This is a genomic window from Bradyrhizobium sp. Unk1 (assembly GCF_059512345.1).
Genome location: NZ_JCAMOP010000020.1, coordinates 37,508 through 61,275, shown reverse-complemented (window position 1 = coordinate 61,275; position 23,768 = coordinate 37,508). Strand labels below are relative to the sequence as shown.

General features: G+C 65.1%; 27 protein-coding genes. 9 read left to right on the top strand and 18 right to left on the bottom strand.

Annotated elements, in window-relative coordinates:
• The first annotated feature begins 43 nt into the window (after positions 1 to 43).
• Together AC5ZFO_RS25035 and AC5ZFO_RS25030 are read left to right on the top strand one after the other, a co-directional pair.
• The gene (locus tag AC5ZFO_RS25035; protein WP_282519407.1) at positions 44 to 622 is read left to right on the top strand and encodes an HdeD family acid-resistance protein; all 579 of its coding nucleotides are present in this window, start codon (positions 44 to 46) and stop codon (positions 620 to 622) included.
• A 231-nt stretch (positions 623 to 853) separates the two neighbouring features.
• Entirely contained in the window at positions 854 to 1,939 is a 1,086-nt protein-coding gene (locus tag AC5ZFO_RS25030) for a 3-deoxy-7-phosphoheptulonate synthase (RefSeq protein ID WP_282519408.1), read from the top strand.
• 58 nt (positions 1,940 to 1,997) lie between these two features.
• On the opposite strand, the gene AC5ZFO_RS25025 is transcribed toward AC5ZFO_RS25030, so the two are convergent.
• Genes AC5ZFO_RS25025 through epmA form a run of 3 tightly spaced genes read right to left on the bottom strand, consistent with a single transcriptional unit; the run spans position 1,998 to position 4,454 of the window.
• Positions 1,998 to 2,255, bottom strand: a complete 258-nt coding sequence (locus AC5ZFO_RS25025; RefSeq protein ID WP_282519409.1) for a hypothetical protein — start codon at positions 2,253 to 2,255, stop codon at positions 1,998 to 2,000.
• Between the two features lie 43 nt (positions 2,256 to 2,298).
• Complete coding sequence (locus AC5ZFO_RS25020; RefSeq protein ID WP_282519410.1) at positions 2,299 to 3,393, bottom strand: lysine-2,3-aminomutase-like protein; 1,095 nt, start codon at positions 3,391 to 3,393, stop codon at positions 2,299 to 2,301.
• On the bottom strand, positions 3,390 to 4,454 hold the full coding sequence (gene epmA, locus AC5ZFO_RS25015; protein ID WP_282519411.1) for an EF-P lysine aminoacylase EpmA: 1,065 nt from the start codon (positions 4,452 to 4,454) through the stop codon (positions 3,390 to 3,392). Before epmA ends, AC5ZFO_RS25020 begins: the two co-directional genes overlap by 4 nt.
• Before the next feature lie 162 nt (positions 4,455 to 4,616).
• Between epmA and efp the strand changes: the two genes are divergently transcribed.
• Both efp and AC5ZFO_RS25005 read left to right on the top strand, forming a co-directional pair.
• Positions 4,617 to 5,183: an elongation factor P gene (gene efp, locus AC5ZFO_RS25010; protein WP_282519412.1), complete on the top strand. Its 567-nt coding sequence runs from the start codon at positions 4,617 to 4,619 to the stop codon at positions 5,181 to 5,183.
• Between the two features lie 17 nt (positions 5,184 to 5,200).
• Complete coding sequence (locus AC5ZFO_RS25005) at positions 5,201 to 6,823, top strand: M23 family peptidase (protein ID WP_282519413.1); 1,623 nt, start codon at positions 5,201 to 5,203, stop codon at positions 6,821 to 6,823.
• A gap of 31 nt (positions 6,824 to 6,854) precedes the next feature.
• Here AC5ZFO_RS25005 and AC5ZFO_RS25000 read toward each other — a convergent pair whose 3' ends face one another.
• Positions 6,855 to 7,358 carry a cupin domain-containing protein gene (locus AC5ZFO_RS25000; RefSeq protein WP_282519414.1) on the bottom strand — a complete coding sequence of 168 codons (504 nt, stop codon included), beginning with the start codon at positions 7,356 to 7,358 and terminating at the stop codon, positions 6,855 to 6,857.
• 32 nt (positions 7,359 to 7,390) lie between these two features.
• Positions 7,391 to 7,870 carry a carboxymuconolactone decarboxylase family protein gene (locus tag AC5ZFO_RS24995; protein ID WP_282519415.1) on the bottom strand — a complete coding sequence of 160 codons (480 nt, stop codon included), beginning with the start codon at positions 7,868 to 7,870 and terminating at the stop codon, positions 7,391 to 7,393.
• 53 nt (positions 7,871 to 7,923) lie between these two features.
• Here AC5ZFO_RS24995 and AC5ZFO_RS24990 point away from each other — a divergent pair, with 53 nt between their 5' ends.
• A complete protein-coding gene (locus AC5ZFO_RS24990; protein ID WP_282519416.1) occupies positions 7,924 to 8,454 on the top strand; it encodes a MarR family winged helix-turn-helix transcriptional regulator in 531 nt (176 codons plus the stop codon).
• Positions 8,455 to 8,460: 6 nt separating this feature from the next.
• Here AC5ZFO_RS24990 and AC5ZFO_RS24985 read toward each other — a convergent pair whose 3' ends face one another.
• The 3 genes from AC5ZFO_RS24985 to AC5ZFO_RS24975 all read right to left on the bottom strand — a co-directional run bounded on the left by AC5ZFO_RS24985 (position 8,461) and on the right by AC5ZFO_RS24975 (position 9,320).
• The gene (locus AC5ZFO_RS24985; RefSeq protein ID WP_282519417.1) at positions 8,461 to 8,649 is read right to left on the bottom strand and encodes a hypothetical protein; all 189 of its coding nucleotides are present in this window, start codon (positions 8,647 to 8,649) and stop codon (positions 8,461 to 8,463) included.
• 85 nt (positions 8,650 to 8,734) lie between these two features.
• Complete coding sequence (locus AC5ZFO_RS24980; RefSeq protein WP_282519418.1) at positions 8,735 to 8,986, bottom strand: hypothetical protein; 252 nt, start codon at positions 8,984 to 8,986, stop codon at positions 8,735 to 8,737.
• Positions 8,987 to 9,059: 73 nt separating this feature from the next.
• Positions 9,060 to 9,320, bottom strand: coding sequence for a hypothetical protein (locus AC5ZFO_RS24975; protein ID WP_254138445.1), 261 nt, complete (start codon positions 9,318 to 9,320; stop codon positions 9,060 to 9,062).
• A 132-nt stretch (positions 9,321 to 9,452) separates the two neighbouring features.
• On the opposite strand from AC5ZFO_RS24975, the gene AC5ZFO_RS24970 reads away from it, so the two are divergent.
• The gene (locus AC5ZFO_RS24970) at positions 9,453 to 10,682 is read left to right on the top strand and encodes a lytic murein transglycosylase (protein WP_282519419.1); all 1,230 of its coding nucleotides are present in this window, start codon (positions 9,453 to 9,455) and stop codon (positions 10,680 to 10,682) included.
• A 107-nt stretch (positions 10,683 to 10,789) separates the two neighbouring features.
• On the opposite strand, the gene AC5ZFO_RS24965 is transcribed toward AC5ZFO_RS24970, so the two are convergent.
• The 3 genes from AC5ZFO_RS24965 to recJ form a co-directional block, all read right to left on the bottom strand.
• Positions 10,790 to 11,587, bottom strand: a complete 798-nt coding sequence (locus tag AC5ZFO_RS24965) for an aldolase (protein WP_282519420.1) — start codon at positions 11,585 to 11,587, stop codon at positions 10,790 to 10,792.
• Between the two features lie 108 nt (positions 11,588 to 11,695).
• The gene (locus tag AC5ZFO_RS24960) at positions 11,696 to 12,505 is read right to left on the bottom strand and encodes an SDR family NAD(P)-dependent oxidoreductase (protein ID WP_282519421.1); all 810 of its coding nucleotides are present in this window, start codon (positions 12,503 to 12,505) and stop codon (positions 11,696 to 11,698) included.
• A gap of 34 nt (positions 12,506 to 12,539) precedes the next feature.
• The gene (gene recJ, locus AC5ZFO_RS24955; protein WP_282519422.1) at positions 12,540 to 14,381 is read right to left on the bottom strand and encodes a single-stranded-DNA-specific exonuclease RecJ; all 1,842 of its coding nucleotides are present in this window, start codon (positions 14,379 to 14,381) and stop codon (positions 12,540 to 12,542) included.
• Between the two features lie 282 nt (positions 14,382 to 14,663).
• Between recJ and AC5ZFO_RS24950 the strand changes: the two genes are divergently transcribed.
• Positions 14,664 to 15,740, top strand: coding sequence for a methyl-accepting chemotaxis protein (locus tag AC5ZFO_RS24950; protein ID WP_282519423.1), 1,077 nt, complete (start codon positions 14,664 to 14,666; stop codon positions 15,738 to 15,740).
• Between the two features lie 80 nt (positions 15,741 to 15,820).
• On the opposite strand, the gene AC5ZFO_RS24945 is transcribed toward AC5ZFO_RS24950, so the two are convergent.
• Both AC5ZFO_RS24945 and AC5ZFO_RS24940 read right to left on the bottom strand, forming a co-directional pair.
• The gene (locus AC5ZFO_RS24945) at positions 15,821 to 16,579 is read right to left on the bottom strand and encodes a sulfite exporter TauE/SafE family protein (protein WP_282519424.1); all 759 of its coding nucleotides are present in this window, start codon (positions 16,577 to 16,579) and stop codon (positions 15,821 to 15,823) included.
• A 74-nt stretch (positions 16,580 to 16,653) separates the two neighbouring features.
• Complete coding sequence (locus AC5ZFO_RS24940) at positions 16,654 to 16,827, bottom strand: hypothetical protein (protein WP_282519425.1); 174 nt, start codon at positions 16,825 to 16,827, stop codon at positions 16,654 to 16,656.
• A 366-nt stretch (positions 16,828 to 17,193) separates the two neighbouring features.
• On the opposite strand from AC5ZFO_RS24940, the gene AC5ZFO_RS24935 reads away from it, so the two are divergent.
• A complete protein-coding gene (locus tag AC5ZFO_RS24935) occupies positions 17,194 to 17,937 on the top strand; it encodes an SDR family oxidoreductase (RefSeq protein WP_282519426.1) in 744 nt (247 codons plus the stop codon).
• Positions 17,938 to 17,987: 50 nt separating this feature from the next.
• Positions 17,988 to 18,401, top strand: coding sequence for a cupin domain-containing protein (locus tag AC5ZFO_RS24930; RefSeq protein WP_282519427.1), 414 nt, complete (start codon positions 17,988 to 17,990; stop codon positions 18,399 to 18,401).
• 9 nt (positions 18,402 to 18,410) lie between these two features.
• Here the strand turns inward: AC5ZFO_RS24930 and AC5ZFO_RS24925 are convergent, their stop codons facing one another.
• The 5 genes from AC5ZFO_RS24925 to AC5ZFO_RS24905 are packed head-to-tail and all read right to left on the bottom strand — an operon-like array spanning position 18,411 to position 23,759.
• Positions 18,411 to 19,415, bottom strand: a complete 1,005-nt coding sequence (locus tag AC5ZFO_RS24925) for a 4-hydroxythreonine-4-phosphate dehydrogenase PdxA (protein ID WP_282519428.1) — start codon at positions 19,413 to 19,415, stop codon at positions 18,411 to 18,413.
• Positions 19,412 to 20,950 carry a tripartite tricarboxylate transporter permease gene (locus AC5ZFO_RS24920; protein WP_282519429.1) on the bottom strand — a complete coding sequence of 513 codons (1,539 nt, stop codon included), beginning with the start codon at positions 20,948 to 20,950 and terminating at the stop codon, positions 19,412 to 19,414. The genes AC5ZFO_RS24925 and AC5ZFO_RS24920 overlap by 4 nt, the downstream gene beginning before the upstream one ends.
• 11 nt (positions 20,951 to 20,961) lie before the next feature.
• Positions 20,962 to 21,444, bottom strand: coding sequence for a tripartite tricarboxylate transporter TctB family protein (locus AC5ZFO_RS24915; RefSeq protein ID WP_282519430.1), 483 nt, complete (start codon positions 21,442 to 21,444; stop codon positions 20,962 to 20,964).
• Positions 21,445 to 21,462: 18 nt separating this feature from the next.
• Positions 21,463 to 22,455, bottom strand: a complete 993-nt coding sequence (locus tag AC5ZFO_RS24910; protein WP_282519431.1) for a Bug family tripartite tricarboxylate transporter substrate binding protein — start codon at positions 22,453 to 22,455, stop codon at positions 21,463 to 21,465.
• Between the two features lie 44 nt (positions 22,456 to 22,499).
• On the bottom strand, positions 22,500 to 23,759 hold the full coding sequence (locus AC5ZFO_RS24905) for a CaiB/BaiF CoA transferase family protein (RefSeq protein ID WP_282519432.1): 1,260 nt from the start codon (positions 23,757 to 23,759) through the stop codon (positions 22,500 to 22,502).
• Positions 23,760 to 23,768: the final 9 nt, after the last annotated feature.

Below are 23,768 nucleotides of genomic sequence, written 5' to 3'. Positions count from 1 at the left end.
GCATACTAGATTGAGCACACAGCTTTCGATCTGGAGCCTGCCGATGACATCGCCTGAGGATTTTTCCCGGCTGCAATCCGCCATGAGCGAAACGGTCAAGGCGCATTGGAAGGCCTTCCTGTTCGAAGGCATCCTGCTTGCCGTTCTCGGTATCGCCGCGCTGATCCTGCCGCCGCTCGCAAGCCTTGCGATCGCGATCTTTCTCGGCTGGATGTTCCTGATCAGCGGCATCGGCGGACTGATCGTGACCTATTGGGCGCGCAGCACGCCGGGCTTCTGGTGGTCGCTGATCTCGGCCGCGCTGGCCGTGCTCGCCGGCATGCTCCTGCTGGCCCGGCCGATGCAGGCCGTGCTGACGCTGACCATCGTGCTCGGCGCCTACTTCCTCGCCGAGGGCGTCGCCACCATCATGTATGCGCTGGAGCACCGCCGCGAGCTGAACAGCCGATGGTCCTGGCTCCTGATCTCGGGCCTCGTCGACATCGCCATCGCGTTCATGGTGATCACGGGGCTGCCGAGCTCGGCGGAATGGGCGATCGGCATCCTCGTCGGTATCAATTTGCTGTTCGGCGGCGCCACCCTGATCGGCATGGCGCTGGCGGCACGCAATAGCAACAGTTGAGGCGCCTCGTGGCCCCTCGCGCCGATTGGGGGGTGACAACCCGCCAATCGCACGCTATATCAGCGGCCATGATCACCCTCGTCACCAGCTATTTTTGGTACTTTAGCTACGACAGCTCGCTGGCGGCAGGAGGATCGCGCTCAATCTGAATATTGAAGCAAACGTCCGAACAAGCCGCCAGACCTGGCGGCTTTTTTATTGCCGGCAGGTTCAACCAAACAGGAGCCTGCCGTGCTGAGCACGACCGACGATCTTCGTATCCGCGAACTGAAAGAGCTGAGCACGCCGGAAGAGGTGATGCGGGAAGTCCCGCGCACGCTCACCGCAACGCGTGTGGTGATGGCGGCGCGCAACGCCATCCATGCCATCCTCAACGGCCAGGACGACCGCCTGCTGGTCGTGGTCGGCCCCTGCTCGGTGCACGATCCCAAGGCCGCGCTCGAATATGCCGAGCGCCTCGCGAGCCTGCGCGAAGACCTTGCCGACCAGCTCGAGATCGTGATGCGGGTCTATTTCGAGAAGCCGCGCACCACCGTCGGCTGGAAGGGCCTGATCAACGATCCCGACCTGGACGGCAGCTTCGACATCAACAAGGGCCTGCGGCTGGCGCGCAATGTGCTGTCCGCGGTGAACAATCTCGGTCTGCCCGCCGGCGCAGAATTTCTGGACATGACGACGCCGCAATACATTGCGGACCTCGTGTCCTGGGCCGCGATCGGCGCGCGCACGACCGAGAGCCAGATCCATCGCGAGCTGGCTTCGGGGCTGTCGTGCCCGGTCGGGTTCAAGAACGGCACCGACGGCAATGTGCGCATTGCGGCGGACGCGGTGAAGTCGGCCTCGCATCCGCATCATTTCATGGCGGTGACCAAGCTCGGCCGCTCGGCGATCGCCTCGACCGCGGGCAACGAGGACTGCCACATCATCCTGCGCGGCGGCAGCAAGCCGAACTACGATGCGGCAAGCGTCGCGGCGGCCTGCAACGATCTGGCCAAATCCGGCGTCGCGCCGCTGGTGATGGTGGATGCGAGCCACGCCAATTCGAGCAAGAAGCCGGAAAACCAGCCGCTGGTCGTGGCCGACATCGCCGGCCAGATCTCGGGCGGCGAGAACCGCATCATGGGCGTGATGATCGAGAGCAATCTCGTTGCCGGCCGCCAGGACGTGGTGCCGGGCAAGCCGCTGAACTACGGGCAGAGCATCACGGACGGATGCATCGACTGGGCGACCACGGCAACCGCGCTCGAGCAGCTCGCTGACGCGGTCGAGATCCGGCGCAACACGCAGCGCGCGGGGCTGCACGAGCGCTCGGCGTAAGGCCAAAGCCAAAGCGGGCGGGGCGAGCTGTCGCGCCCTGCCCGCCGCTAGCCACAAGCTAACAGCCGCGGCAGATGCTCTTGATCTTCTTGTCGAGCGCCGCGTCTTCCTTGTTTACGGGATTATTCGGATCGCTCAGATTTTTCTCGTTCGGTACGTCGCCGGCGCGCGGCTGGCGATGCCCGATCGGCGCTTGCGGCACCGACCCGGACGTCGCGCCGCTGGATGTCGACCCCTTGGAGCCGCTGGGCTGTGCAACCGCCGCCCCGCCAAGCAAGACCACGAGCGACGCTGCCACCACCATGATCTTCTTCATGTCCGTTCCTCCGTTCTCAAACCCACGTTCTCTGCATCGCCGCTCATGTCTCGGGCGGATAGAGGTGAACGTCGCCGCAATAATCCACGATACGATAGCGCGTTTCCGTCTCCGCTTCACGCGTGTCAGCTGCGGTATTTTGCACCGCCAACACATAATTCGGCCCCACCGGGGATTTGCCGGCGCCGCCGGGAATGTCGATGACATAGTCGGGCTGACACAGTCCTGACACTCGTCCGCGCAACTGCCGCATCAAATCCTGCCCCTGGGCCAGCGTCGTTCGCAAATGCACGGTGCCCGGCGCGAGATCGCCGTGATGCAGATAGTAGGGCTTGATCCGGCATTCGACGAAAGCTCGCATCAAATCCGACAAGGTGGCAATGCTGTCGTTGACGCCGCGCAAAAGCACGGACTGGCTCACCATGGGAATCCCGGCATCGGCAAGCCGTGCGCAGGCCGCGCGCGCAGGCCCCGTCAACTCGCGCGCATGATTGGCATGCACCGCGACCCAGGTGGTCGCGCCCTCGACCTTCAACGCGGCCACCATCTCGTCGCTGATCCGCCCGGGATCGGCTACCGGCACGCGGGTGTGAAGGCGGATGATCTTGACGTGATCGATTGCCGCGAGCTCGGCCATGATCTCGCCCATCCGGCGCGGCGACAGCATCAAGGGGTCGCCGCCGGTCAGGATCACTTCCCAGATCTCGCTGTGCGAACGGATGTAGTCGATCGCCGCGCGATAGGCGCCGTCCGAGAGCGCGTTCTCCTTGCCGGGCCCGACCATCTCGCGGCGGAAGCAGAAGCGGCAATAGACCGCACAGACGTGAACGAGCTTGAACAGCACGCGGTCGGGATAGCGATGCACGATGCCCGGAACCGGCGAGTGCGGGTGATCGCCGATCGGATCGGCGCTCTCGCCTGGCTGCATCTCCAGCTCCGCGACGGTCGGAACGAATTGCCGCGCGATCGGATCGTCGGGATCGGACGTGTCGATCAGCTCGACCAGCGCCGGCGTGATCGCCACCGCATAGCGCGCGGCGACACGCTCGAGCGCGGGCAGCGCTTCGGCATGCGCAAGCTGCGCTGCCACAAGTTCGGCCGGCTCACGCAGGGTGCGTGCAAGGTTGGTCTTCGTCATGTTTCACTTAACGTTTCATTTGCAGGCGGAGTCCACACCACCTGATCGATCCGCGTTGCACCGCTCGCCAGCATCACCAGCCGGTCAAAGCCGAGCGCGACACCGCTCGCCTCCGGCATTTCGGCGACCGCGGCCAGAAAATCCTCGTCCAGCGGATAGGCCTCGCCATAGCGGCGTTGCTTCTCCGCCATCGATTCCGTGAAGCGCTTGCGCTGTTCCTCGGCGTCGGTCAACTCGCCAAAGCCGTTGGCGAGCTCGACGCCGCAGGCATAGACCTCGAACCGCTCGGCGACCCGCGGGTCATCGGCCTTCACGCGCGCCAACGCCGCCTCTGGAGATGGGTATTCGAACAGAATGGTCAAACGTCCCTGCCCCATATGCGGCTCGACATGCTCGACCAGGACCTTGCTAAAGATGTCGGACCAGGTGTCGTCCTCGGCGACGCGGACCTTGCCGCCGGCCGCCTGCGCGAGCGCGGCACGGTTACCCTCGCCGCCCGAAATTGTCGATAGCAGGTCGATCCCTGCGAACCGTTCGAAGGCGCCGGCGACCGTCACAAGCTCCGGCTCAGCGAAGGGATCCGCTGTCCGACCGCGGAAGGAGAACGTCCCGATTCCGGTCGCCTCCGCGGCGCGGGCGATGACCACGACGGTGTCCGCCATGATGGCATCGTAGGGGGCCCGAGCCCGATACCATTCCAGCATGGTGAATTCGGGCAGATGCAGGTCACCGCGCTCGCGATCACGGAACACTCGTGCGAATTCGAAAATCCGCTCCTCGCCCGCCGCCAGCAGCTTCTTGCAGGCGAATTCCGGCGAGGTCCGTAAGTACCGGCTGGCGCGGCTGCCATCGGGCCGCATGATCTCGGTGCGGGGGGCGTGCAGATGGGTTTCGTTGCCCGGGGAGACCTGAAGGACCGAGGTTTCGACCTCGAGGAACCCCTGCTCGGCGAAAAAGCCCCTGAGAGACCCGGTAATGGCCCCCCTGGCCTGAAGGAACGGCCGCCGGTCGAGGTGCCGCCCGGGCGACCAGAACGGCGAAATCGGCTTGTCCCCAACCATCAACCGACCGCTCCCCGGCCCAGCAAAGTGCTGGCATCGAACGGCAAAATCAGTATGTTGCGCCCCGAAACGGGCGCTGCGGTCCGATTTGAGACCCCGAGTCCCCCCGAGATTTGACCACGTCCTGGCCCGAGCCGGGCCAAGCAAGCAGGAAATATAGCTTTGAGAGTCATCGCCAGTTCTATTCGCAAGGGCAACGTGATCGAGCAAGACGGCAAGCTCTATGTCGTCGTGAGCGCCGAGAACATCCATCCCGGCAAGGGCACGCCGGTCAGCCAGATCGAAATGCGCCGAATCTCGGACGGGGTAAAGATCTCCGAGCGCTACAAGACCACCGACCAGGTCGAGAAGGCCACGATCGAAGAGCGCAACTTCACCTTTCTCTATGAAGATGGTGACGGCTACCACTTCATGAACCCCGAGACCTACGACCAGGTCCAGGTTTCCAAGGACGTGGTTGGCGACTCGGCCGCCTATCTTCAGCCAGAGATGACCGTCAAGCTGTCGACCCACGACGTCAACGTGGTCTCGCTCGCGCTACCGCAGCGCGTGACGCTGGAAGTGGTCGAGACCGAGCCGGTGACCAAGGGTCAGACCGCTTCGTCCTCGTACAAGCCCGCGGTGCTCTCCAACGGCGTGCGGACCACCGTGCCGCCGCACATCGCGGTCGGCACCCGCATCGTCGTCATGACCGAAGACGGCTCCTACTCCGAGCGCGCCAAAGACTAAGCGAGGGATCAGAGCAGGTGCCGCCGGGGGGCGAGACAGTGGTTGGGAAGAGTTTCCGCTTCGTCTTGCTGCTTCTGGCGTCGCTGTCGCTCCTCCCTGCCACACCGCTCGCTGCGGATGAGATCCGCAGCCCTTCGCTCACGGCCCTGCGCGTCGATTGGCGCGCAGCGCTCGACCAGCTCCGCACCGAGGTCAACACCCGTCCCCAGATCGCGGGCGACTTCATCTTCGTACCCCGCCGTTCGGTGCCACGCTACGATCCGCGCGCGATGCCTGCGCTGGTGCAGCTCAACGCGGTCTCATCGCAATTCTTCACCGGTATCGCCCGCAGCTCCGTGCCCGTGCTGCTGCCGTTCGATGCTGCCGCATATCTCGAGGCGCAGCGCAACCGCGCGCCGGGGACACTCGCGCTCTCGCGCTACCAGGCCGATTTCAATCCCGTCGACATGTTCGATGCGGGCCCCTCAGGCTACAGTGCCAGCTTCTCGCTCGAACCCGGCGCCGGCGACGGCACGCCGAGCCGCGTCTACGCAAGGCCGGTCGAGGTGCAGATCACGGGCTCGGCACTCGTTTACGACGTCGCCGATCCCGCCGGCGGCAAGGGCGAGCAGGTCAAGCCGCTTGCGGCAACCTATCCGGACCTGCGCAGGTTCATCCGGGAAGGCTATGTGCGCTACGCCTTCACCCGCTTCGGCGTTGCCTATGTCGTCTCCATCCAGTGCCTGGACAGCATCGCAAAGCCGCGGAGGCTCGCCTGCAAGGAAGCCTATCCGGTTGCCGAGCGTTTCCTGAAAGGGCTGCGCATCGCCGGCGGCCAGCGCATGCGGCCGCTGACGGACATGGCCTCCAGCATCATCGATCGTCCTTCAGCGCGTTCGCCGGATTTCACCTACCGACCGAGCGGCGACATCATCCCGAACACCGGTTATCGCAACAAGGCCGGCCATCCGGATGTGATGGCCTATGCGCAGATCCGTTTTCCGCTCGAAAAGGCGCCCGCCTTCGTGCGTTCGCAATCCTACGGCAAGCGCGACAAGAGCGACGGCCCGACGGCCTATCCCTGGCGCGACAATTTCTGCGAGTCCCGCAGTTTCGAGGTCTGGCAGTGCGGCGGCGGTTATGGTCACCAGGGCGAGGACATCCGCGCCGCCGGGTGCCCACCGTCCGGCGAAGGCCGCGAACCCTGCGATCCCAAGCAGCGCGGCGTCGTCGCGGTGCGCGACGCCATCGTGATCCGCGGCGCCAGGGATCAGGCCGCGACGCTCGAGGTCAACAGCCGCACCGAGCATATCCGCTTCCGCTATATGCACATGAACCCGCAGGCGCTGACCGCCGACGGCATGCTCAACGGCCGCATCGTCACCGAAGGCGAGAAGATCGGCGTGGTCTCCAACTATCTCGACCATCCCGCCGGCACATCGATGCATCTGCATTTCGACGTGCAGGTCTTTACCCGCGACGGCTGGATCTGGGTCAGTCCTTACCTCACGCTGGTCTCGGCCTATGAACGCCTGATCCACGCCCGCGGCCGCGAAGTCGGCCCGGAGATCGCCGGCACGCCGCAGCCGGTGGCGCACGCGTTGCCGGAGGACGTGATCAAGCCGGACCTGCGGGAGGGATCGAGCGGCGAGGAGAATTGAGGGGCGAGTTCGCTCATAGGGCCGCGACGGACTACTCCAACAGCGTCGTCAGCTGCGCGCCCTCGTCCGCCACGAACACCGCGATCAATTCCGCCGGCTCGGTCGCGCTGGCATTGGCCGAGACCAGATGCGTCGATCCCGGCGGCTCGAAGAAGGACTGGCCGACACCAAATGTCTCGACAGGACCGCCGCCAAGCTGGGAACGGATTTCACCCTTGGTGATGTAGGCGGTCACCGAACCCGCGTGACGATGCGGCCGCGAGAATCCGCCGGGACCGTAGAACACACGCACGATGGTGACGCGCTTGCCCGGGACGTTCGGCAGCGCGTAGGAGCCGATCGGCTCGACCTTGTCGAGCGGCGAACTCTCCGCCGCGGTCGCGCAAAGCGGCGCCAACGCGCCGGATATGGTGTCCATCGTCACCGGCAACGCCTTGCCGATCGCAAGCGCGCAGGCGAGCCCGCCGACGACGGCCAGCGCCATCGAGCGCGATGGCACCGGACGCTGCGCATGGGCCAAACTCATTGCAGTCATGACAACCTCCCCTTGTTTTCTCGTTGTTGCAATCAAGATGCCGCAGCGCTGGCTGCGACCGGCCGCTTCGCCGGCGTCCAGCGATACGCGGCGCCAAAGCGGTTCCAGACGTTGATCGAGGCGACCGCCGAGGTCAGGTACATCAGCTCGGTCTCGGAGAATTCGCCGGAAGCGTCCGCATAGACCTCTTCACTGACGCCATCGGGCAGGAAGGTCAGCGCCTCCGCCCAGGCCAGCGCGGCGCGCTCGCGCGCGGAAAAGACCGGCGCCTCGCGCCAGACCGCGACCAGATTGAGCTTGTCCACGGGCACACCGATCCGCTCCGACAACAGGACGTGGTGCTGCACGCAGAAGGCGCAGCCGTTGATCTGCGAGGCGCGCAGCTTGACCAGCTCGAGCAGCTGCTTGTCGAGGCCCGCCTTGGCCGCCACCTGGCCGAGCGCCAGCACAAGCTCATACGCATCGGGCGCGATCTTCTTGAAATCCTCGTATTCGCTGCGGGCGTGTGACATTGGCGTTCACCTCGTGTATTGTAAGACCACTTACATATTATAAGAGCTCTTACATGACGCGCAAGACCGCTGCCATCACGAAATCGAAGGCCTCGCGGAAGCCGACCGCGCCTGCCGAAATCGTTGCCGTTCGGGTGCCCGCGCCCGGAGAAGGCAAGCGCGGCGAGCAAGGTTATCTCGGCTATCTGCTGCGACAGGCCCACGCCGCGGTCCGCCTGACGATGGAACGGACGCTCGCCGACCTCGGCGTGACGTCGCCGCAATTTGCCGTGCTGACCATGCTGAACGCCTATCCGGGTCTCTCCGGCGCCGACGTCGCCCGGCTGACTTTCCTGACCCCGCAGACGGTCGGCGTGATCATTCGCAACCTCGCTCGCGACGGTGCGATCGTGATGACGCCTCATCCGGTCCACGGCCGGATCCAGCAATGGGCGCTGACGCAGCGGGGAACGACGCTGTTGAAGGCTTGCAGGGAGCGCGTGATCGCGCTGGAGAAGCGCCTTGCCGCAAATCTGGACGCCAAGGCAGAAGCCGCGATCCGGCGCTGGCTCGCCGGCATCGCCGCCGATTTGCAGGAGGATTAACCGGCCCTAGTCGCCGCCGCCTCCGTCACCACCGCAGCCGCCGTCGCCTCCATCGGTATCCGAGAAATCGCTGACGGCGCCGTCGCCCTGAATGCCACGACCGAAGTTCTCGGCGATGATCATCAGGATCACGACAAACAGCCCGGCGCCGAACGGCCAAGGATTTGTACGGATGATGTCCAACAGCTCCCGCATGCGCGCATTCTTACGCAGACGGAAGCAAACCGACCGTAAAGCGACAGGCTTAAAATTGTGGATATCCTGGCGAGCGCAGGGACGCTCAGCCGCCCTTCAACGCTTTCTTAACCTCGCCGTCGGGCCAGGCATCGCCCGCCGCGCTCACGCGCACGCGGCTCTGATCGGCAGCATTCACCAGCACATGCGAACTCGTCCGATCCCCGCTCGGCTCGATACGCAAATCGGTTTCGGGCTTCCAGCTCAACGTGGTCGCGAGATCGGCGGGATAGATCCGCCATCGCGATCCGTCGTCGAGTTCGACGACATGGCTTTCCGCATGTGCCCGTATCTTCATTCCACCCCGAATTCTCGATGAGCAGACTGCGTGCAGAAGGCGGGCCCCGGCGATCGGCCGGGGCCCAGCTCCGTCAGTCGTTGTCGTGATGAATCACGGTCTTGCTGCGATTGCCGAATTCATCTTCCTTCTTGATCACCGTGGTGCGGTCGGCTGGCTCGCGCTCCTTGATGACCGTGGTGCGATCGCGATCGCGGTCCCGCTCACGATATTCGTGGGACTGTCCGACCGTCACGCCGGCACCGACCGGGCCGACGTGAACGCCGACTTCATCGGCGAATGCAGGGGCGGCGATGGCCGTGACCATGGCGGCGGCAAACAGATATCTTTTCATCTTCATCCTCCAGTGTGTGCGGAGGGAATGCGGGACTGCGACACTTTGTTCCGGCGGAACGCGGGCCCGAGCCTGTTCCCGGTGTTCCAGGAACCGGCCCACAGCAGCCGTGTTTCCCGCTAGAATGGGTCCATGAAACAAGCTGATTCCTCGGCCAATCACAGCCGCCGCGCCCTGCTTCGATCCACGCTCGGCGCAGCCGCATTCATCACATTCCCTACGCAGGTTCTCGCCGCGCCTCCGGGCTTCGACGAATGGCGCGAGGGTTTTCGTGCACGCGCCATGGCGAAGGGCATTTCGGCCGCGACCTGGCAGCGCGCGATGGCGCGGGTCGAGCCCGACATGAGCGTGTTCAAGCAGATGCGCAACCAGCCCGAATTCCACGAGCAGGTCTGGCAATACATCAACCGCCGCGTCTCGGACTGGCGCATCATCAACGGCAAGATCGCGCTGAAAAACAACGAGGCGCTGCTCGCGCGCATCGAGCGCGATTTCGGCGTCGAGCGCGGCACCCTGCTGGCGCTGTGGGGCGTGGAGTCGGCCTACGGCGATCCGCTAGTGCAACAAAACCACATGACGCCGGTATTCCCCTCGCTCGCCGCGCTCGCCTGGAACGAGCCGCGGCGAAAAGCCTATTGGGAGACCGAGCTGATCAACGCGCTGCGCATCGTCGACAAGGGCTGGAGCACGCCGGAGCAGATGCAGGGGTCCTGGGCCGGCGCGATGGGCCATTCGCAATGGATGCCGGAAGTCTGGCTCAATGTCGGCATCGACTATGACGGTGACGGCAAGGTGTCGCCGTTCGGCAAGCCCGACGATGCACTGGGTTCAACGGCAAAGTATCTGGTCAATCGCGGCAAGTGGCGCCGTGGCGAGCATTGGGGCTACGAGGTCCGCGCGTCCGGAGAGGCGAGCGGCAACCGCACCTACGCGGCGTGGGCATCGGCTGGCGTCACCCGCGCCGACGGCCAGCCGTTTCCGCAACCGAATGCATCCGCGCAGATGTGGACGCCGGTTGCGGGTGGGCCGACGTTCCTGCTGGGACCGAATTTCTATTCGGTGAAGAGCTACAATCCCTCGATGAACTATGCGCTCGCAATCTGCCATCTCGGCGACCGCTGCCTCGGCGCGCCGCCCTTCATCCAGCCCTTCCCCGGCTCAGAGCGCGCGCTGACGCTCGCCGAGGTGCAGGAAATGCAGACGCGGCTCACCAAGGCCGGGTTCGACACCGGCGGCACCGACGGCCGTGTCGGCAACGACACCATGAAGGCGATCAAGGATTTCCAGCAGCGCGCGGGGATCACGCCCGCCGATGGCTATGGCGGGCTGAAGGTGCTGGCGAAGTTGCGGCAGGGGTCGTAGGCCGCGAGCCCGTAGCCCGGATGAAGCGCAGCGTAATCCGGGAGCGCCGCATCCGTGGTTGACGGCCCCGGATTGCGCTTCGCTCCATCCGGGCTACGGCAACAACCCTAGTGCCGGTACTGCGGCTCTTCCGCGTCAAGCTGCCTCCGAACCGCAGCGAGATGCAATCGCGCGGATTCGGAATCGCCGTCGCGCATCTGCCTGTAGGTTTCCGCCGCGATCGCGGGATCGACCGGCAGCACCTTTCGTCCCGTCGACATCGCCAGCACCTGCACCTCGGCGGCGCGCTCGAGATAATAGAGATCGTCCCAGGCCTCCGCGATGGTCGGCGCCAGCACCATCACGCCATGATGCTTCATGAAGACGATGTCGGCATCGCCGACGGCGGATGCGATCCGCGCGCCTTCGCGGTTGTCGAGGGCAAGGCCGTTGTAATCGCGATCCACCGCGGTGCGGCCGTAGAATTTCAGCGCGGTCTGGCCGGCCCAGATCAGGGGATCACCCTCGGTCATCGACAACGCCGTGGCGTAGGGCATGTGGGTGTGGAAGGCGACCCTCGCGCGCGGCAGGCGCTTGTGCATCTCGGCGTGGATGTAGAACGCGGTTGCCTCGGGTGCGCCATCGCCGTCGAGCACGTTGCCGTGGAAATCGCAGATCAGGAGCTTTGACGCCGTCAGCTCGCGGAAGGCGTAGCCGTATGGATTGACCAGGAAGAGATCGTCATGGCCGGGCACCACGGCCGAGAAATGGTTGCAGATGCCCTCCTCAAAACCATTGCGCGCGGCCATGCGGAAGCAGGCTGCGAGGTCCTCGCGCGCGGTGCGGATCGCGTCGGTGGCGAGATCAGGCCGGTTCGAGCGGAACGGCGCAGGTGCGGATGAGGAAGATTGAAGGCTGTGCGCCATGGCGAAGGAAACCTCTTTCGGCCGGAAGAGGCCCGCGTTGTACAGGGCCGACGCCTCTGCGTCAGCCCCTGCGGGCGCCACCCTGCCCTTCGCGTCTTGCGCGGCGGCTTATTGCCGCCGCGGCACGCCGCCGGCGTTCATGCCGCCGTCGATCACGAGCTCGCTGCCGGTGACGTAACGCGAGGCATCGGAGGCCAGATACAGCACGCCGGAGGCGATCTCCGCGGCCTGCCCGGCACGGGCGAGCGGCGTGACAAGCCGGGCGCGCTCCTCGGGATCGATCGGCGCGTTCTGGCCGGCACCAGCTGCACCGGTCGGGATCTTGCCCCAGATCGGCGTGTCGATGATGCCGGGATGAACGGAGTTGACGCGGATGCCGTCGCCGGCGGCCGCGCACTCCATCGCGATCGACTTTGCGAACAGCCGCACGCCGCCCTTGGTCAGCGAATAGGCCGAGAGGCCCGGCGAGCCGCGCAGGCCTGCAAGCGACGACATCATCACGATCGAGCCGCCGCCGGTCTTGCGCATCGGCGGCAGGCAATGCTTCACCGACAGAAACACGCCGTCGAGATTGATGGCGTTCTGCTTGTGCCAGTCAGCGAGCGTCATATCGACGATCGAGGGCACGGCAATGCCGATGCCGGCATTGGAGACCATGATGTCGAGCCGGCCGTAGCGCTTGGCGATCTCGGCGACGATCTCGATCCAGCGCTCCTCGCTGGTGACGTCCTGCTCCAGGAAGATCGCCTTGCCGCCGGCTTTTGTCACGCGCTTGGCGAGTTCGGGCCCGCGCAGTTCGTCGATGTCGGTGATGACGACGGTAGCGCCCTCGCGCGCGAACAGCTCGACGATGGCCTCGCCAATGCCGGAGGCGCCGCCTGTGACCAACGCGACCTTGCCCTCAACCTGCCCTGCCATATTCACTCCCTTTCTTTTTTGTTGTTTAGGGCCGTTATCTAATCACGGATGGCCCCTGGTCCGGTAGCGCGACGTCGACGACGCGGAATTGCACGCGCTCGGCGCCCTGATACCGGTCGACCGACAACGATCCCGCGACATGCAATTGCTGACCGCGATTGGCAAGAAGCGCATTGCCAAGCTTCTGGCCGACCGAGCGGAATGCGATGCCGTTGACGATCGAGCCGTCGCCCGACTTGAAGCGCAGCCTCAAATGCGCCTGTCCGACCTCATCGGCATAGACGAGCTGATGCGATGGCAGCGCCAGCACGACTTCCGGGTTGCCACTGCCGAACGGACCGGCGCGGTTGAGCGTGGTCGCAAGCTCCGTTGTCACGGCGCGCGCGGACACCGCGCCGTCGACATAGAGCTCGTTGACATGGCGCGCCTCGGCAACGTCCCGCGCCAGCGCATTTTCGAGATAGGCGCGGAATTCGGCGAGCTTCTCCTTCCGCAGCGTCACGCCCGCGGCCATCGCGTGGCCGCCGCCCTTCAGCAAGATGCCGTCAGTCACCGCCTGCCGCACAGCCTTGCCGAGATCGACGCCGGCGATGGAGCGGCCCGAGCCGGTGCCGATGCCGCCGGGCTCCAGTGCAATCGCAAAGGCCGGCCGCGAAAACTTCTCCTTCAGGCGGGACGCGACGAGGCCGACCACGCCGGGATGCCAGCCTTCGGAGGCCGTGACGATGACGCCAATCTTGTCCTCGAGCCCGATCGAGGCCAGCGCCTCGGCTTCGGCCTGGGCTTCGGCCGCCTGCTCGATGACGCGGCGCTCGCTGTTGAGGCGATCGAGCTCGGCCGCAATCCGCGCCGCCTCGACGCTGTCGCCTTCGAGCAAGAGCCGCACGCCAAGATCGGCGCGGCCGATGCGGCCGCCGGCATTGACGCGCGGCCCCAGCATGAAGCCGAGATGCCAGGCCTCCGGCGGGCCGTTGAGCCGCGCCACGTCCATCAGCGCGGTGTGGCCGACATGGTCGCGCCGCCGCATCGCGATCAGGCCTTTTGCGACGAAAGCACGATTGAGCCCGATCAGCGGCGCGACATCCGCAACCGTGCCGAGCGCGACGTGATGCAGCATGCCGAGCAGATCGGGCTCGGGCATCTCGCTCGTCCAGAAGCCGCGCTGGCGCAGCTCGCGGTTGACGGCGACCAGCGTCACCAGCACGAGGCCGACGGCGGCGAGATGGCCAAGGCCCGAGAGATCGTCGAGCCGGTTCGGATTGACCAGCGCATCGACCTCCGGCAGCTCCGTGCCGGCCTGGTGATGATCGATCACGACGACGGACATGCCGAGGCGCTTGGCTTCCGCGAGCGGCTCGATGCTGGTGGTACCGCAATCGACCGTGACGAGCAGCGTGGCGCCCTTCGCGGCCAGCGCGCGGATCGCTTCCGTGTTCGGGCCGTAGCCTTCGAAAATTCGGTCGGGAATATGGATCAGCGGATCGAGCCCGCAATGGCGCAGATGCCAGGCCAGCAGCGCCGCCGAGGTGGCGCCGTCGACGTCGTAATCGCCGAAGATCGCAACCTTCTCGCCGCGCCCCGCTGCGTCCGCGATCCGCTTCGCGGCGGCCTCCATCTCGGTCACAGTGTACGGGTCCGGCAACAGCTTGCGGATGGTCGGATCCAGGAAGTCGCTGACGCCATCGATGTCGATGCCGCGGCCCGCCAGCACCCGCGCCAGCAACTCCGGCAGCTGGTGCCGCTGCACGATGGCGAGCGCCTTGGCCGCTCCGCGCGCATCCAGCCGGTCGAGCCAGAGCTTGTCGGTGAGTGAGCGCGCGACGCCCAGAAACGCCTGGGGCACTTCGACGGGCAAGGCGGTTGCGGGCGGCGTCATGAGTCGAGACTGGCTTGAGGAACCCGGGATTCGGACTGGGCGTTGCGGCGATCGGCCGGCAATGACGATTGACCTGGAATCCCCCGGGATTTGCAATGTCCGCCGCGCACAAAGCGGTGGATTGCCGCTTTGCTGCGCGGACTGACTATCATTTGGGCATTCCGTGGAACAGCAAATTAAGCAGGCGTTAGGCGGAATCTTCGAAAAAGACTCGTATTCGATCTGTAATTTGTTGTTCCGGGTTCGTTGCAGATCTGGCCTCATTGCCAAGGGAAGTCCCCGATGTCTGCTGCGCTGGGTCTGAAAGCCAAGCCGATCGCCTCCGAACCCGCAGATGATGATTCCGACATCTCCGCGCTGATCAATCGCCTCACCGCGGAGGTCAACCAGATCGCGGTCGACAAGACCAAGGCGATCCAGCAGATCACCAACCAGATGAAAATGCTGGCGCTCAACGCGCTGATCGAGAGCTCGCGCGCCGGCGCGCAGGGCGCGGGCTTCGCTGTGGTGGCGCAGGAGGTGCGCGGCGTCGGCCAGCAGGTCGAAACCATCGCGCGCGAGCTCGAGAGCCAGCTGACGAAGCGCACCGGCGATCTCGTCGCCTCGATCGACCGCATGAGCCAGCGCTCGCGCGGCGAGCGCATGGTCGACCTGTCGCTCAACGCCATCGAGCTGATCGATCGCAATCTCTATGAACGCACCTGCGACGTGCGCTGGTGGGCAACCGACTCCGCCGTGGTCGATTGCGCGGCCTCGCCGAGCGCCGTAGCCGTCTCCCATGCCTCGCAGCGCCTCGGCGTGATCCTCGGCGCCTACACCGTCTATCTCGACCTCTGGCTCTGCGATCTCGACGGCAATGTCATCGCCAACGGCCGCTCCGACCGCTTTCGCGTCGTCGGCCAGAACGTCGCCCACACAAAGTGGTTTCGCGAGGCGCGAACCTTGCGCTCCGGCGACGACTATGTCGCCGGTGACGTCGAGAACCAGCCGCTGCTCGGCAATGCGCAGGTCGCGACCTATTGTGCCAGCGTCCGCGCCGGCGGCCAGGCCAACGGCGCGCCGATCGGCGTGCTCGCCATCCATTTCGACTGGGAGGCACAGGCCCGCGCCATCGTGCAGGGCGTGCGCGTCGGCGACAGCGACAAGGCGCGCGTGTTGCTGGTCGACTCCAATCTGCGTGTCATCGCGGCTTCCGACGGCCAGGGAATTTTGAGCGAGCGCATCTCGATCTCGCTTAACGGCCAGCGCTCCGGATTCTATCACGACCGCACGGGCGCGCTGGTCGCGTTCCATGCGACCCCAGGCTACGAGACTTATCGCGGCCTCGGCTGGTACGGCGTGATCGTCTGCGGAGCATGACGACATCATCGCGTGATCTGTGAGCGGGGCAGCGTGACCGTCGAATGATGGTCGTGCCGTGATGCGGAGCGACTTGCGGCCTATCCGAGATAACCAGACACGCCGTCCCACAACAGCTTCAACGCCGTCACGGCCAGCAAGCCATGGCACGCCCGGTAGATCTGCCGCTGGTCCAGCTTTCCGTGCAGCCGCCAGCCGAGCCAGACGCCGCTGGGAATGGCAAGGAGGCACGCCGCCATCACGATCCAGACGTTGCCCGCCGGCCGCACCAGCAACAGCCAAGGTACCGCCTTGATCGCGTTGCCGACGGTGAAGAACAGGCTCGTCGTTCCCGCGTAGACCTCCTTGCTGAGGCCAAGCGGCAGGAGGTACATCGCCAGCGGCGGTCCGCCGGAATGCGCTACCATGGTCGTGACACCCGAGGCAAGACCGGCAGCAACCGCCTTCGGCGAGGAGCGCGGACGAATTACCACCTTCGGATCACGCACGAGCCATATGCCAACGAAGCTCAACGTCACGACTGCCATCACGATCGCGACGGCGCGATGGTCCAATACACGGAACAAGAGGTAGCCGAGGGCAATGCCGATCACGAGCCCGGGCAACAGCAGCACCAGGTCCGGCTTCGACCATGTCGAGGGCTTCCAGTAGCGCAGCGCGAACAGGTCCATGGCGATGAAGAGCGGCGCGAGCAGGCCGCCCGCCGTGACCGGATCCATCACGCACGACAGCAACGGAATGCCGACGATGGAGAAGCCGCCGCCGAATGCGCCCTTCATGAAGCAGATCAGGAAGACGCCGGAAAAGGCGATGATCACCGTGGCGACCGTCAAATCCATCTGCGCATCTCCATGATCGTCACGCTCGCGCCTCGGCGCCGCGTCACGTCGAAACATCGCGGGCGAGACTCGGCTCAGGTAGTCCTGACGTCGTCATCGGTTGCTGGTGGGCCGGCGTCGGTCGACGTCGCTTGCGAGGTTCGAGGCGGCTCGGCCTTCCGCTGGAAAAAGAGGCCGGGCAGCACTGAAGGCAGGCCAAAGGTCATTCCGAGGAATGCCAGAAACACATCAAGATAATTCATGCTCATTCTGTTGCTCCGCTTTGTCGAGCGCGACCACCTCTCGGTGCATTTGAGGGTCGGTGCGGCGCAATATGAACCGGTACATATCTCAGTACAATAAGAACATTGATCTCGGTGCAATTTAGCCGCCTCCGCACGAGCAGAGCAGATGCAGCAAACTTTTGCGTTGGGCTTCGATCCGACCGCGGCAGGCGCGGCGTCCCCCCGTCGCAACGAGTCTCTGAAGCATTTTCCGGCAAAGCAGGCCGGTTACAGGCAAGAGCTCGCCGCATTGCTCGGCTAAGCTGCGCTTCGCATCACGTTGGGCGACGTGACGTGATCGGTTCACGGACCTGGATCACTCACGCTCGTCACATGCCGAGGAGACATGCCATGAAGATCGTCGTGATCGGCGGGACCGGATTGATCGGATCCAAGCTCGTGACGAAGTTGAACCAACACGGCCACGAGGCCGTTGCAGCCTCGCCGAAATCAGGCGTGAACGCCGTGACCGGGGAAGGCCTCGCAGCAGCGCTGGCTGGCGCGGATGTTGTCGTCGACGTCGCCAACGCGCCGTCCTGGGAGCCCGCCGCCGTGCTCGATTTCTTCCAGCGCTCGAGCACAAACCTCATCGCGGCAGAGGCGGCAGCAGCCGTGAATCATCACGTGGCGCTGTCGATCGTGGGGACCGAACGGTCGCCCGACAACGGCTATTTTCGGGCCAAGCTCGCCCAGGAGACCATCATCAAATCGTCTTCCGTCCCCTACTCCATCGTTCGTGCCACCCAGTTCTTCGAATTCCTCGGCGCCATCGCCGATACGGCTGTGGTCGAAGGAAAGATCGTCGTCCCGTCCGCACTGTTTCAGCCGATCGCCGCCGAAGACGTAGCTGATCGCCTCGCGGAGGTCGCCATGGGCCGGCCGCTCAACGGCACCATCGATATCGCAGGACCCGAGAAGGCCCCCTTCAATGAATTCATTGCGCGGCGCCTGAAGGCGTCCGGCGACGCCCGACCGGTGGTGGGAGACCCGAAGGCACCGTACTACGGCGCCCCCATCGACGACACATCGCTGAACCCGCTCGGCGAGGCGCGGCTTGGAAAAACGTCGCTCGCAACATGGCTCGCAAGGCTCTGAGGGTCCGCCGGACCTTCCATCACGACAACCACTGCAATGAAGGAAATCCCATGCGCAGATTGCTGATCGCAACGGCGGTTTATGCCGCATCAGTCCTGACGGGCCATGCGGCCGAACCGGCACCTCTGGCCAAAGTGACGGTCGTGTTCGACCAGGCGCTGCCGAACGTCCCAGGCAAGAGCATGAAGGGCGTGCTGGTCGAGTATGGTCCCGGCGGCTCCTCGCCGGCCCACATGCATCCGCGCTCCGCATTCATCTATGCGACCATCCTGGAAGGAGCGATCCGCAGTCAGGTCAATGACGACCCCGCCAAGGTCTATCGCAAAGGAGAGAATTTCTTCGAAAAGCCCGGCGACCGTCACGCCATAAGTGCGAATGCCAGCGATACCGAACCTGCGAAGCTGCTGGCCGTCTTCGTCGTGGATTCAGCAGACAAGGAGCTGGTCACGCCGATCACGAAGTAGCACTGGCCGTCACGCAGCGCGGCGCGCGGCCATCTCCGCGGCGAGCAACAACGCGGCGCGGCTGGCGCCGATCGACGCGATGCCTCGCCCTGCGATGTCGTAGGCGGTGCCGTGCGCGGGCGTGCAGATCGGGAATGGGAAGCCACCGAGCAAGGTGACGCCGCGATCGAAGCCCATCAGCTTCATCGCGATCTGGCCCTGGTCGTGATACATCGTCAGCACCGCATCGAAGGCGCCGCCCTTGGCGCGCAGAAACACGGTGTCGGCCGGGAACGGCCCCTCGGCAGCGATGCCCTCGCGCTGGCCGGCCGCGACCACGGGCGCGATGACATCGATCTCTTCGCGGCCAAAATTGCCGCCATCGCCGGCATGTGGATTGAGACCCGCGACCGCGATGCGCGGTCGCGCGAAGCCGGCATTGCGCATGCAGGCGTCGGTCAGCTTGAGCGCGCGATGGATGCGATCGCTGGACAGCCGCGCGGCGACGTCCTTGAGCGGAATGTGGGAGGTGACCCGTGCGTTCCAGAGCTGATCCAGAACGTTGAATTCGCTCGCCGCCGTCTTGAGCCCGACCACCTCGGCTGAAAATGCGATCTCGTCGTCATATTCGGCGCGGGCGAGCCGCATCGCCTGCTTGTTGAAGGGGGTGAAGCAGACGGCATCGACGCGGCCGTCGCGACCGAGTTCGAGCGCATGCTTGTAGTTGGCGAGCGCGAAGCTGCCGCCGGAAAGGGTCGCGGTTTTCGGTTCGACCTCTTTAAGATCGAGATGCCCGAGATCGACGAACAGCGCATCGCCCTCCGTCGCGCGAAAGTCGGCTCCCTGCTCCACTGTCTTCAGCTCCGGCTTGATGCCGGCGACGCGCGCGCCTTCGTCGAAGATGCGGCGGTCGCCGATCACGACGAGACGGCTGCGGGCGCGGATGTCGTCCTGCGCCACGAGCTTGGCGGTCAACTCCGGGCTGATGCCGGCGGGATCTCCCATCGCCAGCGCAATGAGCGGCTTTGCAGTCATATGATCACCTTCTCCTGGGCCGTCGTCTCAGCCGTTGGGGATATGGGTTTGCGCCAGGGGCGCGCGAGCTGCAATGCGAGCGGAAGCAGCAGCAGTGCGATGCCGGCCACGATCAGGCACGTCACCAGCTTGTTCGCAAAGAAGATCCCGAGCGATCCCTTCGACATCAGCATCGATTGCCGGAACGCATCCTCGGCCTTGTCGCCGATGACGATCGCGAGCACCAGCGGCGCCAGCGGATAGAACAGCTTCTTGAAGAGATAGCCGACGATCCCGAAGCCGAGCATCATGACCACGTCGAGATAGGAGTTCGACACCGAATAGGCACCAACGACGCAGATGATCACGATCAGGGGCGCGATCACCACGAAGGGAATCCGCATCAAGGCCGCGAATACGGGGACGGTCAGCAGAACCAGCGCGACGGCGACGATGTTGCCGACATACATCGAGGCAATCAGCCCCCAGACAAAGTCCTTCTGGTCGACGAACAGCATCGGCCCGGGATTGAGGCCCCAGATCATCAGCCCGCCCATCATGACGGCGGCGGTCGCCGAACCGGGAATGCCGAGCGAGAGCATCGGCAGCAGCGCGCTGGTGCCGGCGGCATGATCGGCCGTCTCCGGCGAGATGATGCCTTCGACCTCACCCGTGCCGAAGTACCGGCCACGGCGCGAGAAGCGGCGGGCGATGCCGTAGCTCATGAAGGACGCCGCGGTCGGGCCGCCCGGCGTGATCCCCATCCAGCATCCGATCGCGGCACTCCGCAACAATGCAACGCTGTGCCGCGGCAGTCGGCCGACAGCACGAAACACCTCGCGCCAATCGATCTTCGAGGAGACCGCGCGGGCATGAAACTCCTCTTCGACCGCGACCAGCAGCTCGCCGATGCCGAACAGGCCCATCACCGCGACGACGAAGTTCACGCCCTTCACCAGCTCGTCGATGCCCATGGTGAGGCGGACGCTGCCGGAGACGGTGTCGATTCCGATCGCGGCGATCGCGAAGCCGATCGCCAGCGCCACGACGGTCTTGATGGGCGCCGCGCCGCCCATGCCGACGAAGCTCGCAAAGGCGAGGAAATAGACCGCGAAATATTCCGGCGGCCCGAAGGCGAGCGCGACCTGCGCCACCCAGGATGCGAGGAAGGTGATCAGGATGACGCCGATCAGCGCGCCGAACGCCGCCGAGCCGAAGGCAGTGGCGAGCGCCGTCGTCGGCCGGCCATCACGAGCCATGGGATAGCCGTCGAAGGTGGTCGCGACCGACGATGGCTCGCCCGGAATGTTGAACAGGATCGAGGTGACCGAGCCGCCGAACAGGGCCCCCCAGTACATGCTGGAGAGCAGGATGATCGCCGACACCGGCTGCATGCCGAACGTCAGCGGCAGCAGCAGCGACACCCCGTTCGGCGCACCCAGCCCCGGCAGCACGCCGACGAGAATGCCGAGCAACACGCCGACGACCATCAGGGCCAGATGCGGCACGGTGACCGCGATGGTGAAGCCGTGCAGGAGTTCTCCGAGATTATCCATCGGCCCCGCCCTCAGAAGCCGAATGCGGCGGCCAGCGCGCCATGCGGCAGACTGACCTGGAACATGCGCTCGAACACGACGTAGAGGGCGAGCGTCGTGGCCGCCGCCATCGCCAGCGCACGTGGCACGGATTGATGCCGGGGCATCGCCAGCACCGCGAAGACATACAGGGCCGAGGCGATGTACATCCCGGCCAGCGGGATCGCGGCAACGAAGATCGCGGCCGGCACGAACAGGCCGGCAAGCCGGCGCAGCTCGATCGGCGTGATCGCGATGGGGACATTTGCAAGCGTCGCAGCCGGCAGCACGCCCCGCACCAGATTGTAGAGGCTTCCGAGCACGATGATGATGCCGGTCAGGAACGGGAACGTGCCGGCGTCGACGCCCGCGCTCGACCAGCCGATGCCGTTGTCGAGGCTGGAGACGACGACGGCCGCACCAAAGCTCCCGGTGAGGACGGCGGTCGCAAGTTCAAGAGCGCGGCGCGATATCATGGTGCGGGACCTTCCGCTTTACTTGACCAGCCAGCCCTGCTCGCCCGCGACCTGTTTGACGTGCTCGAGGTCCTCCTTGATGAACTTGTCGAACTCGGCCCCGGTCAGGAACGTGTCGACCTGGGAGGTCTTCTCGATGTAGTCCTTCCATTCCGGCGTCGCCTGCACCTTCTTCATCAAGTCGACGTAGAACGCGGCCTGCTCCGGAGTGACCTTGCCGGGCAGCCACACCGTGCGCGGCTGTTCGTATTGCTTGATGTCGAGACCCTGCTCGACGCAGGTTGGAACGTCGCCCCAGCCTTCGGTCGCCGTGACCTTGGCGCCCGGCGCCAGCCGCTTCGGGCTGAACACGCAAAGCGGGCGCTGCGTCCCACCGCGCCATTGCCCGAGGCTTTCGCTGGGATTGTTGACGTGGGAATCGAGGTGTCCGCCGGCGAGCTGCACCGCGGTCTCCGCGCCGCTCTTGAACGGGATGTAGGTCAGCTTGACGTGACCGGCCTTCTCGATCATGCGGGTCAGCACCTCGTCGGTGTCCTTTGACTGCGCGCCGCCCATCTTGAATTCGCCGGATGCGGCCGCCTTCAGATAGTCACCCGCCGTCTTGTACGGCGCATCCTGCTTGACCCAGAGCAGGAACTCGTCCTGCGCCATCGCCGCGATCGGGGTGAGATCGGTGTAGTTGAAGGCGACCTTGGAGACGAGCGGCTGCTGCCAGGCGTTCGAGGTGCCGAAGATCACCTTGTAGGGATCGCCGGCGGAAGCCTTGCCGTAGACATAGCCTTCCGCGCCGCTGCCGCCGCCCTTGTTGACGACGACGATCGGCTGCTCCGTCAGCTTGTACTTGGTGATGATGTTCTGCACAGCGCGGGCGAGATTGTCGGTGCCGCCGCCCGGCCCTGCCGTGGCCACGAACTCGATCGGCTTTTGCGGTTGCCAGGCGGCGAGCGCCGGCATGGTGCCGGCGAGTACGGCCGCAGCCGCGGATAGCAGAAGCCTTGACGTCCCACCCATGATTTCCTCCAGCTTTTATGTTTTTTTGTTCTACCGACGTCCGGTCAGGCGACGCGTTCCTCGCGCCTCGCTAAGCCCAGAACGATTGCGCCTTCTTTCTCGAGCGCTTCGATCTGCTTCTGGTCGAACCCGTGCTCGGCCAAAACCTCGCTTGTGTGCTCACCATAGACCGGCGCGCCCGACAGCACTTTGCCTGGGGTCTCCGAAAACTTGACGGGAAGCCCGATCGTCTTCACGGGGCCGAGCGTGGAGTGCTCGACCTCGACGACCATCTCGCGCGCCAGCGTCTGGGGATCGCTGAGCGCCTCCAGCATGTCGTGCACGGGTCCGCACGGCACGCCCTTTTCGTCCAGTGCTGCCAGCCAATGAGCCCGCGATTTGGTGCGGAAACGCTCGCCCAGGACCGCCTCGAGCTCCTTCAGGTTCGCCATGCGGTCGGAGCCGTTGGCGAAGCGCGGATCGGCGGCCAGTTCGCTCGCACCGAGTGCTTCCAACATCAACAGCCAATGCTTCTTGTTGGCACCACCGACCACGAGCCAGCCGTCCGAAGCTTCAAAAGCCTGGTATGGCGCGTTGAGCGGATGGGCCGAGCCCATCGCGCGCGGCGCCGTGCCTGCGGCCAGCGCGATCGTGGACTGCCAGTAGGTCTGCACCAGCGCCGCCTCATAGAGCGACGTCTCGACCCACTGCCCCTCGCCGGTCTTGAGGCGGTGCGTATAGGCGGCGAGGATACCCATGCTCGCGAGCAGGCCGGCGGTGATGTCGGACAGCGGCGGGCCGCATTTGACCGGCGGCCCATCCGGGCGTTCGCCGGTAAAGCTCATGATGCCGCTCATGGCCTGCGCGACGAGGTCAAAACCGCGGCGATGCTTGTAGGGGCCGGTGCGGCCGAAGCCCGACAGCGAGCAGTAGATCAACGTCGGATGCTGCTTGTGCAGGTCTTCGTAGCCGAAGCCCAGGCGTTCCATGGCCCCTGGCGCAAAGTTCTCGACCAGTACGTCAGCGCCCGCGATCAGCCGTCGCAGCACCGCTTTACCACCTTCGGTCTTGAGGTCCAGCACGATGCCGCGCTTGTTGCGGTTCATCATCAGGAAGGAGGCCGCCTCCTCGCCGATCTTCGGCGGCACCGAATGGCGAGTGTCGTCGCCGTTCGGCGATTTCTCGATCTTGATGACGTCGGCGCCCATGTCAGCGAGCATCAGGGTGCAGGTCGGCCCCGCCATGACATGGGTGAGATCGATGACCTTGAGGCCGGCAAGCGGCCCCGGACGGCCGGAGTTGGTTTGTGCTCGATCGCTTTGCATCGGGGCGTC

Coding starts and splice junctions, on each gene's coding strand:
- AC5ZFO_RS25035 (WP_282519407.1), top strand. CDS start 44: ATGACATCGCCTGAGGATTTTTCCCGGCTGCAATCCGCCATGAGCGAA.
- AC5ZFO_RS25025 (WP_282519409.1), bottom strand. CDS start 2,255: ATGAAGAAGATCATGGTGGTGGCAGCGTCGCTCGTGGTCTTGCTTGGC.
- AC5ZFO_RS25020 (WP_282519410.1), bottom strand. CDS start 3,393: ATGACGAAGACCAACCTTGCACGCACCCTGCGTGAGCCGGCCGAACTT.
- epmA (WP_282519411.1), bottom strand. CDS start 4,454: ATGGTTGGGGACAAGCCGATTTCGCCGTTCTGGTCGCCCGGGCGGCAC.
- AC5ZFO_RS25000 (WP_282519414.1), bottom strand. CDS start 7,358: ATGACTGCAATGAGTTTGGCCCATGCGCAGCGTCCGGTGCCATCGCGC.
- AC5ZFO_RS24995 (WP_282519415.1), bottom strand. CDS start 7,870: ATGTCACACGCCCGCAGCGAATACGAGGATTTCAAGAAGATCGCGCCC.
- AC5ZFO_RS24990 (WP_282519416.1), top strand. CDS start 7,924: ATGACGCGCAAGACCGCTGCCATCACGAAATCGAAGGCCTCGCGGAAG.
- AC5ZFO_RS24985 (WP_282519417.1), bottom strand. CDS start 8,649: ATGCGGGAGCTGTTGGACATCATCCGTACAAATCCTTGGCCGTTCGGC.
- AC5ZFO_RS24980 (WP_282519418.1), bottom strand. CDS start 8,986: ATGAAGATACGGGCACATGCGGAAAGCCATGTCGTCGAACTCGACGAC.
- AC5ZFO_RS24975 (WP_254138445.1), bottom strand. CDS start 9,320: ATGAAAAGATATCTGTTTGCCGCCGCCATGGTCACGGCCATCGCCGCC.
- AC5ZFO_RS24970 (WP_282519419.1), top strand. CDS start 9,453: ATGAAACAAGCTGATTCCTCGGCCAATCACAGCCGCCGCGCCCTGCTT.
- AC5ZFO_RS24965 (WP_282519420.1), bottom strand. CDS start 11,587: ATGGCGCACAGCCTTCAATCTTCCTCATCCGCACCTGCGCCGTTCCGC.
- AC5ZFO_RS24960 (WP_282519421.1), bottom strand. CDS start 12,505: ATGGCAGGGCAGGTTGAGGGCAAGGTCGCGTTGGTCACAGGCGGCGCC.
- recJ (WP_282519422.1), bottom strand. CDS start 14,381: ATGACGCCGCCCGCAACCGCCTTGCCCGTCGAAGTGCCCCAGGCGTTT.
- AC5ZFO_RS24950 (WP_282519423.1), top strand. CDS start 14,664: ATGTCTGCTGCGCTGGGTCTGAAAGCCAAGCCGATCGCCTCCGAACCC.
- AC5ZFO_RS24945 (WP_282519424.1), bottom strand. CDS start 16,579: ATGGATTTGACGGTCGCCACGGTGATCATCGCCTTTTCCGGCGTCTTC.
- AC5ZFO_RS24940 (WP_282519425.1), bottom strand. CDS start 16,827: ATGAGCATGAATTATCTTGATGTGTTTCTGGCATTCCTCGGAATGACC.
- AC5ZFO_RS24935 (WP_282519426.1), top strand. CDS start 17,194: ATGAAGATCGTCGTGATCGGCGGGACCGGATTGATCGGATCCAAGCTC.
- AC5ZFO_RS24930 (WP_282519427.1), top strand. CDS start 17,988: ATGCGCAGATTGCTGATCGCAACGGCGGTTTATGCCGCATCAGTCCTG.
- AC5ZFO_RS24925 (WP_282519428.1), bottom strand. CDS start 19,415: ATGACTGCAAAGCCGCTCATTGCGCTGGCGATGGGAGATCCCGCCGGC.
- AC5ZFO_RS24920 (WP_282519429.1), bottom strand. CDS start 20,950: ATGGATAATCTCGGAGAACTCCTGCACGGCTTCACCATCGCGGTCACC.
- AC5ZFO_RS24915 (WP_282519430.1), bottom strand. CDS start 21,444: ATGATATCGCGCCGCGCTCTTGAACTTGCGACCGCCGTCCTCACCGGG.
- AC5ZFO_RS24910 (WP_282519431.1), bottom strand. CDS start 22,455: ATGGGTGGGACGTCAAGGCTTCTGCTATCCGCGGCTGCGGCCGTACTC.
- AC5ZFO_RS24905 (WP_282519432.1), bottom strand. CDS start 23,759: ATGCAAAGCGATCGAGCACAAACCAACTCCGGCCGTCCGGGGCCGCTT.